Here is a 13,985-nt window from a genome sequence, read left to right as displayed (position 1 = left end):
TGCGATGATGGGGGCATGGCCGACACGACTCCCCGCGCGACGAGCAACCGATCCACGACCCCCGGGTCCTCGACCTTCAAGGACTTCATCGGGTCGCAGTGGGCCGACCGCGAGGAGCCCCTCGTCGAGCCTCGCGAACAGGCCGCCCACGCCGCCGAACGCCGTGCGCGCATCTCGGCGCTGCACCCGGGCCGCACGATCGTGGTGCCGGCCGGACAGGCCAAGGTCCGCTCGAACGACTGCGACTACCCGTTCCGTCCGCACTCGACCTTCGCCCACCTCACCGGCTGGGGCACCGACACCGTCGTCGGCTCCGTGCTCGTGATGACGCCGAACGGCTCCGGGCACGACGCCACGCTGTACTTCCGCGCGACCGCCGGTCGCGACTCCGAGGAGTTCTACGCCAACCCGGAGATCGGCGAGTTCTGGGTCGGCCCCCGCCCCTCGCTCGGAGCGGTCGCCGCCGACCTCGGCCTCGCCACCGCCGACCTCGGCGCCTTCGCCGCGGTGGCCGACGAGCTCGACGGCTCGGCACTCCTGGTGCGCGAAGCCGACGACGACCTGACCCGCTCGCTCGACGCCCGCATCGGCAGCGCGATCGGCGGCGCACTCGAGACCGCCGACGCGCCGGCGACCGACGACGTCCTGGCGCGGGACCTCTCCGAACTGCGTCTCGTGAAGGACCCGTACGAGGTCAACGAGCTCCGCAAGGCGGTCGAGGCCACGAAGCACGGCTTCGACGACGTCATCGCCGACTTCGACGCCGTCCTCGCGCACCCGCGCGGCGAGCGGATCGTCGAGGGCACGTTCAACCGCCGCGCCCGCGCCGACGGCAACACCGTCGGCTACGACACCATCGCCGCATCGGGACACCACGCCTGCATCCTGCACTGGACCCGCAACGACGGCGCCGTGCAGCCGGGCGACCTCATCCTCATCGACGCCGGTGTCGAGGTCGACTCGTTCTACACCGCCGACATCACGCGCACGCTGCCGGTCAGCGGCACCTTCTCGCCCGTGCAGCGCCTGGTGTACGAGGCCGTGCTCGAGGCAGCCGACGCCGCGTTCGCGATCGTCGAGCCGGGCATCACCTTCCGGCAGGTGCACGCCACCGCGATGGAGGTCATCGCGCGGAAGACCGCCGAGTGGGGCTTCCTGCCCGTCTCCGCCGAGGAGTCCCTCGAGCCGGACAACCAGTTCCACCGTCGCTACATGGTGCACGGCACGAGCCACCACCTCGGCCTGGACGTGCACGACTGCGCGAAGGCCCGTCGTGAGCTCTACCTCGACGGCGTCGTGCAGGCCGGCATGGTGTTCACGATCGAGCCCGGCCTGTACTTCCAGCAGGACGACCTGACGGTGCCCGAGGAGTTCCGCGGCATCGGCGTGCGCATCGAGGACGACATCCTGGTCACCGAGGACGGCGCCGAGAACCTGTCGGTCGGCATCCCCCGGACCCCCTCGGAAGTGGAGGGGTGGATCGCCCGGTCCGGCCGCTAGCCTGGACGGGTGACGATGCCCGAAGCCTCTTCCCCGCGCGCGACGATGCCCGCGACCCCGAGTGCAGCAGCGCCTGCCGAAGCGTTCACGATCGAGGTCGAGCACTTCGACTCGCCGGACGCGCAGCGCCTGCGTGCCGCGCAGCGCCTCGAGATCCTTCGGGCCTACGGCGGCGACACCGAGCCGGGCGAGAAGCCGACGGCCGAGTCGATCGCGGTGTTCTTCGTGGCACGCGACGACGCCGGCACCCCGGTCGCCTGCGGCGGGCTGCGCCTGGTCCAGGACGGCATCACCGAGGTGAAGCGGATGTACGTCCGGCCGGAGTCCCGGGGGTCGGGCGTCGCCGCGCTGGTGCTGCGTCGCCTCGAGGAGGCCGCGCTCGACCTCGGGTCACCGGCACTCGTGCTCGAGACCGGGACGGAGCAGAAGCGCGCCGTGCGGTTCTACGAGCGCGAGGGCTTCACCCGGATCGCGAACTTCGGCCCCTACGTCGGCGCTCCCCTCTCGGTCTGCTACTCGAAGGTGCTGTAGCCCCGCGCCCGCGGCGCGGAGACGCTGAGATCGCACTCCGCCCCGGTTCAGTCGACCTGAACCGGGGCGGCGTGCGATCTCACCGGGGTGGTCCGGTGACGTGGGGTGCGGCGCGTCAGTGCCGGGTCTCGTCCTCGGGACGCTCCGGAGCCGACTCCGGCGTCGGCGCGGGCGACTGTGCGCCGGACACCCGCTCGCCGTACTGCGGCGGGTCCTGCGGCCGACGCTGCGGCACGGCCGGCGCGGCACCGCCGTCAGCGGCCCCCGACGTCTCGCCGTAGCGCGGACCGTCGTTCGTGCCGTAGCGCGGACCGTCGTTCGTGCCGTAGCGCGGACCGTCGTTCGTGCCGTACCGCGGACCGTCGGTTGCCCGGGTGTCGGGCTGCTGCTGCTGGGGCTCCTGGTGGGGCGTGGCGTGCCCGCCGTACGGCGACTGCTGCGGCGGTGCCGGACGCCAGGGCTGCTGCTGCCCCTGGAACGGAGCACCGGGAGCACCGGGAGCACCGGGGGCACCGGTGCCGGGGGCGTCGTTCCAGTGCGTCGACGGCGTCGCACCGTGCTGGCCGAGGATGTTCTGCGCCTGCCCGGTGAGCTGCGGGTTGACGACGATCTGGTAGTTCGTGGCGAGCACCTGGTGCACGCTCGTGAAGTCGCGCTGCCGCTTCGTGATCGCGAACGACACGATGCCGTAGAGCATGCCGAACGCGGCGCCGATCAGGGCGGCGGCGAAGAACAGCCCGCCCGCCTGCGGCGAGAAGAGCGTCAGCACGATGCCGAAGAAGAACCCGAGCCAGAGACCCGACAGCGCGCCGGCGATGGCGGCACGGCCGTAGGTCATCTTGCCGGTGACCCGCTCGACGGTCTTCAGGTCGTTGCCCACGATCGAGAGCTGGTTGACCGGGAAGTCCGACTCGGCGAGCTTCGCCACGACACGCTGCGCGTCGGGGTAGCTGTCGTAGGTGCCGAGGACGTCGCCCTTGGGCAGCGTCGGGAAGGCCTGTGCGGTCCGGCCGGCGAAGGGGCTCTGATTGCTCACCCAGCCATCATCCACCGCACACCTTGCGATCACACGTGCGCGCACAGGGAGGGCGCCGACCAGCGCACCCGAGCGACTACGCTGGGTCGGGTGAGCGCCACGAAGGTCTTCGTCGCCCGCCTCGCCGGGTGCTCCGTCTTCGACCCCGCGGGCGACCGCGTCGGCAGGGTCCGGGACGTCCTGGTCGTCTACCGCCGGGCCGATCCCCCGCACGTCGTCGGGCTCATCGTCGAGGTGCCGGGCAAGCGCCGCATCTTCGTCAGCATCGGGCGCATCACGTCGATCGGCGCCGGGCAGGTCATCACCACCGGCCTCGTCAACATGCGTCGCTTCGAGCAGCGCGGCGGCGAGGTCCGCGTCATCGCCGAGATGCTCGGCCGCAAGGTGCTCATCAAGAACCAGCGGATCCGCGCCACCATCGAGGACGTCGCGATCGAGGACCGCGGGCAGGGCGACTGGGAGGTCGCGCAGCTCTTCCTCCGCAAGCCGAAGACGACACCGTCGCCGTTCGGCAAGGGGCCGACGACCTTCACGACCTGGAACGAGGTCACCGAGGACGAGCTCCCCGGCGAGGCCCAGTCCGCCGAGCACGTCATCGCCGCGTACTCCGACCTGCTCCCCGCCGACCTGGCGTCGACGCTGCTCGACCTGCCGGCCGAGCGCCGCTTCGAGGTCTCCGAGGAGCTGCCCGACGACCGCCTGGCCGACGTGCTCGAGGAGATGCCCGACCAGGAGCGCATCGAGATCCTGACGCGCCTGACCGACGCCCGCGCGGCCGACGTCCTCGACCAGATGCAGCCGGACGACGCCGCCGACGTCCTCGCGCAGTTCTCCGCCGACCGGAGCGAGGCACTGCTGCAGCTCATGGAGCCGGAGGAGGCGCAGGACGTCCGCATGCTCCTCGAGTACGAGCCGGACACGGCCGGTGGGCTCATGACCACCGAACCCGTGATCGTCTCGGCGGACGCCACCGTCGCCGAGGGCCTCGCGCTGGTGCGCCGGCACGAGCTCGCCCCGGTGCTCGGGGCCGCGGTGTGCGTCACGCTGCCGCCGTACGAGCCGCCGACCGGTCGGTTCCTCGGGCTCGTGCACTTCCAGCGCATGCTGCGCTACCCGCCGAACGAGCGGCTCGGCACGCTCATCGACCAGCAGACCGAACCGGTCCGGGTCGACGCGAGCGCCGCCGAGGTCACCCGCATCATGGCGACCTACAACCTGCTGTCCGTCCCCGTGGTCGACGACGCCCACCGTCTCGTCGGGGTGGTGACGATCGACGACGTGCTCGACCACGTCCTGCCGGACGACTGGCGGAGTCAGGGCGACGGTGTCCCCTCACCGCTCCCCCGCCAACGCTCGCGCAAGACCCCCGTGACGACGGGAAGGAGGACCACCCGTGGCACGAACGGATGAGAACCGTCGGGATCGCGACCGCGACCGCCCCGAGGTCCGCCTCGACTCGCCGAAGGGCATGCGCACGCGCGTGCTGCCGACCCGTCGGCGCTCGGGCCGCGGCGACACCTTCGGCCGCGCCACCGAGGGCATCGCACGTGCGATGGGCACACCCTGGTTCCTGGTCGGCCTGACCCTGTTCTGCGTGGTGTGGATGGGTTACAACACCCTGGCGCCGAAGCCGTGGCAGTTCGACTCGGCGGCCATCGGCTTCACGGCCCTGACGCTCGTGCTCTCGCTGCAGGCGTCGTACGCCGCCCCGCTCATCCTGCTCGCCCAGAACCGGCAGGACGACCGCGACCGCGTGCAGTTCGAGCAGGACCGCCAGCGAGCCGAGCGCAACCTCGCCGACACCGAGTACCTGGCCAGGGAGGTCGTGGCGCTCCGCCTGGCGATGCGCGACATGGCCTCGAAGGACTTCATCCGCGCCGAGCTGCGCTCGCTGCTCGAGGAACTCGACCGTCGCGACGCCGACCAGGCAGCGCTGGACGGCGAGAGCACGTCCGCCCGTGGCTGACGCCACCGGCGCCGACGAGCAGCTGGGCACCGCGGTCCTCGCCGCGCTCGGCCGCGTCATCGACCCCGAGATCCGTCGGCCCGTCACCGAGCTCGACATGATCCGGGGGGTCGACGTGCAGCCGGGAGGCTCGGTGCGCGTCGACCTGCAGCTCACGATCGTCGGGTGCCCGGCCGCCGACACGATCGAGCGCGACGTCCGCTCGGCCGCCGGTTCCGTGGACGGGGTGTCGAGCGTCGCCGTCGACGTGTCCGTGATGGCCCCGGCCACCCGGGCCGCGCTCACCGAGCGCCTGCGCGCTGGCCGGCCGAAGGGCGTCCAGTTCACCCCGGACTCGCTGACCCGGGTGATCGCCGTCACGAGCGGCAAGGGCGGCGTCGGCAAGTCCACGGTCACCGTGAACCTCGCCGTGGCGCTCGCGCGCCGTGGCCTGCGGGTCGGCGTGGTCGACGTCGACGTGCACGGGTTCAGCGTGCCGGGGTTGATGGGCCTGACCGACGAGCACGGTGTCGCTCCCCGTCCGACCCGGGTGGACAGCATGATCCTGCCGCCGGTGGCCCACGACGTGAAGGTCGTCTCGATCGGCATGTTCGTCGACGACGTTTCGACGGCGGTGTCCTGGCGCGGTCCGATGCTGCACCGCACGGTGTCGCAGTTCCTGACGGACGTCTGGTTCGGCGACCTCGACGTGCTGCTGCTCGACCTGCCGCCGGGCACCGGCGACGTCGCGATCTCGGTCGGTCAGCTCCTGCCGCACGCCGAGGTCCTGGTCGTCACGACGCCGCAGGCAGCCGCCGCCGACGTCGCGGAACGCAGTGGCGTCGTCGCACGGCAGACCGGGCAGCGGGTGATCGGGGTCGTCGAGAACATGGCGGGCCTCGTGCAGCCCGACGGGTCGGTCCTGCACCTGTTCGGCGAGGGCGGCGGGGCGGAGACCGCAGCGCGGCTCTCCCGCGGGCAGGACGCCCCCGTGCCCGTCCTGGGCAGCGTGCCGCTCTCCGTCCCGCTGCGCGAGGGCGGGGACGCCGGCGTGCCGGTCGTCCTCGGGGCGCCGGAGGACCCCGCGGCTGCGGCGCTGACGGACGTCGCCGACCGGATCACGACGATGGGCCGCGGGCTCGCTGGTCGGAAGCTCGGGCTGTCGCTGTCCTAGGTCCGTCCGCCGCTCGCGACGGGCGCCGAGCGGGCACCGGATCGTCCGCGCGGTCCCCGTTCCGCATTCCTGTACGTTCGTTCATGGACAGGTCGTTCTACCTGGGCGCATTATGCAAGGGCATTCCACAATGCTCTTGCGGAATAGGGCCGCAGGAGCTCCACCCGCCGGACGACGACGTCCGGCCGAGGACAGGAGAACCGTGTGAACAGGAACACCCGAGTGCGGACCGGCCTGGTGGCCGCCGTCGTCGCAGCCGTCGTGGGAGGGACGATCGCCGCAGCACCGGCGGTCGCCGCGACGGCCACGTGCGCGTCCGCCTGGAACGCCGGCACCGCCTACAACGGCGGCGCGACCGTGAGCGAGAACGGCTCGAACTACAAGGCCAACTGGTGGACGCAGGGCGACGACCCCGCCACGCACTCCGGCGCGACGGGCAGCGGGCAGCCCTGGACGTCGACGGGCGCGTGCACCGGCGGCAGCACCGGTGGTGGCGGCACCACGAACCCGGGCACCGGCGGCGGCACCACCACCCCGGGCAACGGCAGCACGGGGACCGCGAGCGGGCTGGTCTTCAGCCCGTACAAGGACATCACCGTGAACCTCGACTGGAACACGAACGTGATGAACACCGCGGTCACGGGCACCAGGATCCCCGTGGTCGGGTCGTCGAACAGCCTCGTGTCGACGCGGGAGCCCGGCCTCAAGGCGATCACGCTCGCCTTCGCCACCGGCACCTGCGGCAGCGAGAACTGGGGCGGGGTCGCCGCCGACGCCTTCGCCAGCGCCAACATCGCGAAGCTCGACGCCGCCGGCGTGAACTACATCGTCAGCACCGGTGGCGCGGCCGGATCGTTCAAGTGTTCCGGCACCGCGCTGCAGTCGTTCATCGCCCGCTACGCCTCCCCGCACATGATCGGCGTCGACTTCGACATCGAGAGCGGGCAGTCCGCCGCGGACGTGCAGAACCTCGTCAGCGCGGCAGCGCTCGCCCAGGCGAAGTACCCGGGCCTGCGCTTCTCGTTCACCCTCGCGACCCTGGCCGCGTCGGACGGCTCGTTCGGCGGGCTGAACAGCACCGGTGACGCCACCGTGAAGGCGATCAAGGCGTCGAACCTGACGAACTACACGATCAACCTCATGACGATGGACTTCGGCCGGGCGAGCGCCGCGAACTGCGTGCTCTCCGGGTCGACCTGCCAGATGGGCCAGTCGACGATCCAGGCCGTCACCAACCTGCAGCACACCTACGGCATCGCGTCGTCGAAGATCGAGGTCACCCCGATGATCGGCGTGAACGACACCCAGGACGAGGTCTTCACCCTCGCCGACGTCGACACCGTCGCGGCGTACGCGAAGTCGCACGGCCTGGCCGGCGTGCACACCTGGTCGCTCGACCGCGACACCCCGTGCCCCTCGGCGCAGGGCACGGCGTCGCCGACCTGCAACTCGGTCACCGGGTCGACGGCGCTCGCCTGGACGGACCGTTTCCTGGCCGCGCTGAAGTAGCGCGACCCCCTTCGGACAGGAGGCCCGGTGCCAGCTGGCACCGGGCCTCCTGTCCGTCAGGTGGTCACGTGACGGGCGTCAGGTCGCCTCGGCGTCGAAGGGTGCGTGCTCGCCCGCCGCCAGCGGGACGACCGGCGCGGTCGCGCGGACCTTCGACGCGCTCACCTGGGCGGTCTGCACCGCGGCGGCGGTCGACGTGCCGGAGTCGAGCAGGGCGTCGCGGATGATCCGTCGCGGGTCGTACTGCCGCGGGTCGAGCTTCTGCCACTCGATGTCGTCGAACTCCGGACCCATCTCCTCGCGCATGCGGTCCTTCGCCGTGTCGGCGAACCGGCGGACCGCCTTGACGAACTCGGCGAGCTTCTGCGCGTACATCGGCAGGCGCTGGGGCCCGAGCAGGAGCACGGCAATGATCCCGATGATCAGGATCTTGTCGAGCGGGATGTTCACGCAAGCGAGCCTAACCCGTGCTGCTCCGTCGCACCCCTAGAGTTGTGACCCGAACGGAGTGTGCGTGTCAGAGAAAGAGTCGAACTGGAAGTTCGCCGAGGACATCGTCTCGGAGACCGAGGCGATCGCCCGTGCTCGTGAGCACTCCCTGGAACTCGGGGTCGAGGCGATCTCCCCCGCCATCGGCGCACAGATCGGGGTGATCGCGGCCGCCTCACGGGCGTCGAGCATCATCGAGATCGGCACCGGCCTGGGAGTCTCCGGTCTGTACCTGCTCGGCGGCGCGCCGGACGCGACCCTGACCACCATCGACGTCGAGGTCGACCACCAGCAGTTCGCCCGCGACGCCTTCATCAGCGCCGGCACCGCACCGGCACGCGTCCGACTCATCCCCGGCCGCGCGAACCAGGTCCTGCCCCGGATGAACGAGGCGTCCTACGACGTCGTCCTCGTCGACGCCGACCCCGAGCACGTCATCGAGTACGTCGAGCACGGGCTGCGACTCGCCCGCCTCGGCGGCACCGTCCTGGTGCCGCACGCGCTGTGGCGCGGCCGCGTGGCCGACCCGGTGAAGCGGGACCGTGCGACCACGGACTTCCGGCTGCTGCTGACCGAGGTGTCGACCTCGGGGGCCGTGCGCAGCGCGCTGTCGCCCGCCGGGGACGGCCTGCTGCAGCTGACGAAGGTCACCGCGTAGCGCGATCGCCACGTGCCGCCGCGGCGATGGTGGTGGGTGGCTGCGGCGTCGAGTGGCTGCGACGTCGGGCGCTCGCGGGCGCCGACCGGTCGCGGGGCCGGCCGGCGTCGACCGCGGCGTCGGCGTCGACCGGCCGCGGTGTCGACCGACGGCGGGGTCGGCCGGCCGGCGTCGACCCCGGCGTCGGCGCTGGCGTCGGCGTCGACTGTCCGCCGCCGGCTCAGTCGAGATGCCGGAGGTACCGCTCCGGGGCCTCGAGGAACGCCCGCTGGTTCCGCACGAGGTCCAGGTCGGCCCACTCGGTGCGCCGCAGCCCCCACTCCCCCACCTCGTGGATCGTCGCTCCCGGGAACGCGGCGAGCACGGGCGAGTGCGTCGACAGCACCACCTGCCCGACGCCGGTCTCGACGATCGACCGCAGCAGCGCGATGAGCGTCAGGCACCCCGAGAACGACAGCGCCGACTCCGGCTCGTCGAGGATCCAGAGCCCGGGCCACCGCGCACGGTCGATCACGAAGTCCAGGAAGGACTCCCCGTGGCTCCGCTCGTGGAACACCGGCTCGGGGCGACTGCGGTTCGGGTGCTCCTCGAGGTAGGTGAAGAACCCGTGCATGGTCTCGGCGCGCAGGAAGAAGCCGCCGCGCGGGGCGCCGGGGTCGCGGCGGAGGACGATGTGCTCCCACAACGACGACTCGGACGGCCGCGTCGAGTGGCCGGACTGGGTGGACCCGCCCTCCGGCGACATGCCGAAGTGCAGCGCGATCGCCTCGACGAGGGTGGACTTGCCGACGCCGTTGTCGCCGACGAACACCGTGACCGGGCCGAGGTCGAGTCCCTCGTCGAGCACCTGCCGCACCGGGGCGAGGGTGGCGGGCCACACGTCGCGCGGCATCGGGGCGGGGTCGAGGTACTCCTCGATGCGGCGGATGGGCAGGTGGGTCCTCGGCACGGACCCATCCTGTCGGACGGTGCCGACAGTGCGACGGCCGGTGGCGGCGTCGACGTCCCGACCTCCACCGCGACCGCGTCGGGCCGCTGCGCGACTGCCTCGGGCCGCCCCGCGACCGCCTCGAGACGATCCGCGACTGCCTCGGGCCGCTGCGCGACTGCCTCGGGTCGCCCCGCGACCGTCTCGAGACGATCCGCGACCGTCTCGGGTCACTCGTGGGCAGACGACGGGCCCGGGGCGTACACGCCCCGGGCCCGTCGTTCTGGTGCTTCGACGTACTAGGCCGAGACGACCTCGGCGAGTGCGTCGTGGAGTTCCTTGGCCTCGGCGTCGTTGACCGAGACGACCAGGCGGCCTCCACCTTCGAGCGGAACCCGCACGATGATGAGTCGACCCTCCTTAACAGCCTCCATCGGCCCGTCACCGGTCCTCGGCTTCATGGCTGCCATCAGATGTCCCCTTTCGTGCAGTAAATGCAGGCCCATTATCCCGTACGGAGGGGGCAACTGCGAAACCGCCCAGGTTGGGGGTGTCGGATCGCCGCGTTCTCGCGGTTCGCGTTCGTACCCTCAGCGGATGCTGAACACCACCTCCACGCGTCGCCGCTCGCTCGACGCGGCCCGTCCTCGCCGGTCCGGGCGGTACGGCGACCCGGTGCCGGAGGGCCTGCGCATCGGCGCGGCCTTCACGTGGCGACTCCTGGTCATCGGTGCCGGGATCGCTGTGGTGGTCGCGTTCGTGGTCCTGCTGCAGGACATCGTCGTGCCCTTCCTCATCGCGCTGCTCGTCTGCGCGCTCCTCTCGCCGATGTCCGCGTTCCTGCAGCGGCACCGCTGGCCGAAGTGGCTCGCCGTGCTGTCGAGCCTCGTCGCGCTCGTGCTCGTGCTCGGCGGGCTGGGGCTGCTCGTCACCGAACAGGTCCGCGCCGACCTGCCGTCGCTCGAACGCCGGCTGCACCACAGCGTCCAGTCCCTGCAGAGCCTGCTCGACACCCAACCCTTCGGCATCACCACGAAGGACGTCGACTCGCTCGTGTCGAGCGGCACCGGCTACCTGCAGGCGCACGCCTCGTCGATCCTGTCCGGGTTCCAGGCGGCGGGGACCGGCGCGGTGCACGTGCTCGAGGGCCTGTTCATCATCGTGTTCACGACGATCTTCGTGCTCGTCGACGGCGCTCGGATCTGGCGGTGGGTCGTGCGGATCTTCCCGCGTCGGGCCCGTGCGCGCATCGACGTCGCCGGTCACGCGGGGTGGAAGACCCTGACGAGCTTCATCCGCGTGCAGCTCGTCGTGGCCGTCACCGACGCCCTCGGCGTGATGATCGGAGCGCTGGCGCTGCAGATCCCGCTCGCGATCCCGATCGCGGTGGTCGTGTTCCTCGGCGCGTTCGTCCCCGTGGTCGGCGCAATCGTCGCCGGTGTGCTCGCCGTGGTCATCGCGCTGGTCTTCAACGGCGTCGGACCGGCCCTCGTCATGCTCGGCATCATCATCGTCGTGCAGCAGCTCGAGAGCCACGTGCTCCACCCGTTCCTGACGGGCAGCGCGGTCAAGGTGCACCCACTCGGCGTCGTGCTCGGCGTGACCGCGGGCACCGCGATCGCCGGTGTCGTCGGCGCGTTCTTCGCGGTGCCGTTCATCGCGACGGTGAACGCCATGGTCACCGCAGCGGCAGCCTGGCGGCCGGGCGACCCGGAGCCCGTGTCAGCGACGGTGCCGCAGCGCGAGCGCGCGACGACCGCGGAGCGGCTGCGAGCCCGCGCCGACGCCCGTGCGGGGCGGACGACCGATCACGGCGGGGTCCAGTCGTAGCCGTCGATCCACCAGCAGTGGTACAGCCACACCCACTGCAGTCCGATGCACACTGCCACCACGAGGACCCGGTACACCCGCGACCGCGGCAGCGCGACGATGCCGAGCAGCGGGGCGAGGGGCACGAGGATCCGCCAGGTGCTCGACTGCGGGAAGAACACCGCGAGCAGGTACACCAGGTACGCGACGCCCCACAGCCGGAGCTCCAGTCCGACCCGCCGAGCGGCGGGCATGGCGACGAACGCGGCGAACCCGATGAGCACCACGGCGAGCAGGACCCCGCCGACCGGCTGCCGGAACCACCAACCGAAGCCCTGCACCCACGGCGCGAAGGGCACGAGCTCCTTCCAACCGATGTACGACGACCGCCAGGCCAGTTCGGTGTCGGTGTACGCCTTCGGCACCCCGGTCGCCGCCCAGGCGATCGCCGGCCAAGCGAGCCCGACCAACCCGGACACCACCGCGACGACGCCCGGGGGCACGAGTCGACGCAGCGTCAGCGGCTCGGACTCGCGCACCCACGCCGGGCGGATCGCCCAGGCGCCGACGAAGAGCACCAGGAAGAACGCGAACGCGAGTCCGGTCGGACGGGTCATGCCGAGCAGCAGGACGACGGGCAGCATCGCCCACCACCGTCGGTCCACCACCAGCAGCAGCGCGACGAGCAGCAGGAACAGGCCCATCGACTCGGCGTAGGCGACCTGGAACACCGCGGACACCGGTGCGACGCAGAACAGCAGGGTCGCGAACGACGCCCGTGCGTCGTCGAGGAACCGTCCCGCGAGCCGTCGGAAGACGAGGGCAGCGCCCAGGCCCGCGGCGAGCGACACCGTGACGGCGACGAACTCGAACGACGCCCCGCTCAGCACCATCAGGCCGCGCACCAGGAACGGGTACGCCGGCATGAACGCCCACGCGTTCTCGGTGACGTGCCCGGCGGCGTCCACCGGCAGTGTCGAGGGGTAGCCGCCGGTGGCGATCACCCGGTACCAGGCACCGTCCCAGACGGACGCGAACGACAGGTACGACGGACGAGCCCCGGTGAACGAGTTCGCCGGCTGGACCGACGCGAAGGCGAGCAGCATCCCGCCGGTGACGAGCCGGGCGAGCACGTAGACGACCGCGGTGCGGACCCACCACGGGATCGTGCGGTACCGGGCACGCCAGCGGACGGGCACGGTGCCCCGCCGGGTCGTCCCGGCGGACGTCAGGCCGTCAGCCACCGACGGAGGCCGACCTCGACCGCGGTGATCTGCTCGACGGGCACCTGCTCGTCGTCGTGGTGGGCGAAGACCGGCTCGCCCGGGCCGTAGTTGACGGCAGGCACGCCGAGCGCCGAGAACCGCGCGACGTCGGTCCAGCCGTACTTCGGGCGCGGCGCCGGACCGCCGACCGCCGCCACGAAGTCCTGCGCGAGCGGGGCATCGAGACCGGGCCGGGCGCCCGCGGCGAGGTCGACGATGTCCACCTGGTAGCCGTCGAACAGCTCGCGGATGTGCGCCACGGCCTCGTCGGCGGAGCGCGACGGCGCGAAGCGGTAGTTCACGTGGACCATGACCTCGTCCGGGATCACGTTGCCGGCGATGCCGCCCGTGACGCCCACGGCGTTGAGGCCCTCGCGGTACTCGAGGCCGTCGACGGTCACCGTGCGGGGCTCGTAGGCGGCGAGCGTCGCCAGGATCGGCGCCGCCTTGTGGATGGCGTTGTCGCCGATCCAGCTCCGCGCGCTGTGCGACCGCTTGCCGTACGCGCGCACCTCTGCGCGGAGGTTGCCGTTGCACCCGCCCTCGATCTGGGCGCCGGACGGCTCCCCGAGGATCGCGAAGTCCCCGGCCAGCAGCTCGGGTCGGGTGCGGGCGAGGCGGCCGAGGCCGTTCAGCGCGTCGCTGACCTCCTCGTGGTCGTAGAAGACCCACGTGACGTCGACGTTCGGCTCGGTCAGGTCGTGCGCCAGCTTCAGCTGGACCGCGCAGCCCGCCTTCATGTCGACCGTGCCACGGCCCCACAGGATCTCGGTGCCGTCCTCGGTCGTGCGGAACTCCGTCGGCAGGTTGCCGTTCAGGGGCACCGTGTCGATGTGCCCGGCGATGACCACGCGGCGGTCGCGGCCGAGCGTCGTCCGGGCGACGATCGCGTCGCCGTCGCGGATCACCTCGAGGTGCGGCAGCGGCGTGAGCACCGCCTCGATCGCGTCGGCGAGCGCCCGCTCGTTGCCGGACACCGACTCGATGTCGCAGATGGCGCGGGTGATGTCGATGGACGAGGCGGTGAGGTCGAGCTGCTCCGGCATGCGGTCACCTTATCGGCAGCCCCTGGCGTCGCGCTGGCCTGCGTCCACACCGACCGGGCGTCGTCCGGGAGGCCCGTCCCGGCCGGGCAGCGTCC

General features: G+C 71.9%; 14 protein-coding genes. 8 read left to right on the top strand and 6 right to left on the bottom strand.

All coding sequences use genetic code 11. The features are described from left to right. The first annotated feature begins 15 nt into the window (after positions 1 to 15). Both DEI99_RS04635 and DEI99_RS04630 read left to right on the top strand, forming a co-directional pair. A complete protein-coding gene (locus tag DEI99_RS04635; protein WP_111041113.1) occupies positions 16 to 1,500 on the top strand; it encodes an aminopeptidase P family protein in 1,485 nt (494 codons plus the stop codon). Between the two features lie 15 nt (positions 1,501 to 1,515). Next, positions 1,516 to 2,031, top strand: coding sequence for a GNAT family N-acetyltransferase (locus tag DEI99_RS04630; protein ID WP_349774921.1), 516 nt, complete (start codon positions 1,516 to 1,518; stop codon positions 2,029 to 2,031). 115 nt (positions 2,032 to 2,146) lie between these two features. On the opposite strand, the gene DEI99_RS04625 is transcribed toward DEI99_RS04630, so the two are convergent. Further along, on the bottom strand, positions 2,147 to 3,067 hold the full coding sequence (locus tag DEI99_RS04625; RefSeq protein WP_181434375.1) for a YflT domain-containing protein: 921 nt from the start codon (positions 3,065 to 3,067) through the stop codon (positions 2,147 to 2,149). A 90-nt stretch (positions 3,068 to 3,157) separates the two neighbouring features. Between DEI99_RS04625 and DEI99_RS04620 the strand changes: the two genes are divergently transcribed. The 4 genes from DEI99_RS04620 (at position 3,158) to DEI99_RS04605 (ending at position 7,695) form a co-directional block, all read left to right on the top strand. After that, a complete protein-coding gene (locus tag DEI99_RS04620; protein ID WP_111041111.1) occupies positions 3,158 to 4,477 on the top strand; it encodes a magnesium transporter MgtE N-terminal domain-containing protein in 1,320 nt (439 codons plus the stop codon). Between the two features lie 58 nt (positions 4,478 to 4,535). Beyond that, complete coding sequence (locus DEI99_RS04615; protein ID WP_111041128.1) at positions 4,536 to 5,033, top strand: DUF1003 domain-containing protein; 498 nt, start codon at positions 4,536 to 4,538, stop codon at positions 5,031 to 5,033. Continuing rightward, positions 5,026 to 6,186 (top strand): P-loop NTPase, encoded by a 1,161-nt coding sequence (locus tag DEI99_RS04610; RefSeq protein ID WP_111041110.1) that lies wholly within the window; start codon positions 5,026 to 5,028, stop codon positions 6,184 to 6,186. Before DEI99_RS04615 ends, DEI99_RS04610 begins: the two co-directional genes overlap by 8 nt. A gap of 204 nt (positions 6,187 to 6,390) precedes the next feature. After that, a complete protein-coding gene (locus DEI99_RS04605) occupies positions 6,391 to 7,695 on the top strand; it encodes a carbohydrate-binding protein (RefSeq protein ID WP_111041109.1) in 1,305 nt (434 codons plus the stop codon). A gap of 78 nt (positions 7,696 to 7,773) precedes the next feature. Here the strand turns inward: DEI99_RS04605 and DEI99_RS04600 are convergent, their stop codons facing one another. After that, positions 7,774 to 8,145 (bottom strand): twin-arginine translocase TatA/TatE family subunit, encoded by a 372-nt coding sequence (locus tag DEI99_RS04600; protein WP_111041108.1) that lies wholly within the window; start codon positions 8,143 to 8,145, stop codon positions 7,774 to 7,776. Between the two features lie 64 nt (positions 8,146 to 8,209). Here DEI99_RS04600 and DEI99_RS04595 point away from each other — a divergent pair, with 64 nt between their 5' ends. Next, positions 8,210 to 8,842 carry an O-methyltransferase gene (locus tag DEI99_RS04595; protein WP_071298160.1) on the top strand — a complete coding sequence of 211 codons (633 nt, stop codon included), beginning with the start codon at positions 8,210 to 8,212 and terminating at the stop codon, positions 8,840 to 8,842. A 220-nt stretch (positions 8,843 to 9,062) separates the two neighbouring features. Here the strand turns inward: DEI99_RS04595 and DEI99_RS04590 are convergent, their stop codons facing one another. Further along, on the bottom strand, positions 9,063 to 9,791 hold the full coding sequence (locus DEI99_RS04590) for an AAA family ATPase (protein ID WP_111041107.1): 729 nt from the start codon (positions 9,789 to 9,791) through the stop codon (positions 9,063 to 9,065). A gap of 278 nt (positions 9,792 to 10,069) precedes the next feature. Beyond that, the gene (locus DEI99_RS04585; protein ID WP_017887054.1) at positions 10,070 to 10,240 is read right to left on the bottom strand and encodes a DUF3117 domain-containing protein; all 171 of its coding nucleotides are present in this window, start codon (positions 10,238 to 10,240) and stop codon (positions 10,070 to 10,072) included. Positions 10,241 to 10,367: 127 nt separating this feature from the next. Between DEI99_RS04585 and DEI99_RS04580 the strand changes: the two genes are divergently transcribed. Continuing rightward, on the top strand, positions 10,368 to 11,600 hold the full coding sequence (locus DEI99_RS04580; protein ID WP_181434374.1) for an AI-2E family transporter: 1,233 nt from the start codon (positions 10,368 to 10,370) through the stop codon (positions 11,598 to 11,600). Here the strand turns inward: DEI99_RS04580 and DEI99_RS04575 are convergent. Both DEI99_RS04575 and dapE read right to left on the bottom strand, forming a co-directional pair. Beyond that, positions 11,579 to 12,823, bottom strand: a complete 1,245-nt coding sequence (locus tag DEI99_RS04575; RefSeq protein ID WP_111041127.1) for a hypothetical protein — start codon at positions 12,821 to 12,823, stop codon at positions 11,579 to 11,581. The genes DEI99_RS04580 and DEI99_RS04575 overlap by 22 nt on opposite strands. Next, the gene (dapE, locus tag DEI99_RS04570; RefSeq protein WP_111041105.1) at positions 12,808 to 13,890 is read right to left on the bottom strand and encodes a succinyl-diaminopimelate desuccinylase; all 1,083 of its coding nucleotides are present in this window, start codon (positions 13,888 to 13,890) and stop codon (positions 12,808 to 12,810) included. Before dapE ends, DEI99_RS04575 begins: the two co-directional genes overlap by 16 nt. Between the last annotated feature and the right edge of the window lie 95 nt (positions 13,891 to 13,985).

Source organism: Curtobacterium sp. MCLR17_036, assembly GCF_003234445.2.
Taxonomy (GTDB): Bacteria; Actinomycetota; Actinomycetes; order Actinomycetales; family Microbacteriaceae; genus Curtobacterium.
Note: the sequence above shows the minus strand (reverse complement) of the source record. Positions and strands in the feature narration are given on the sequence as shown.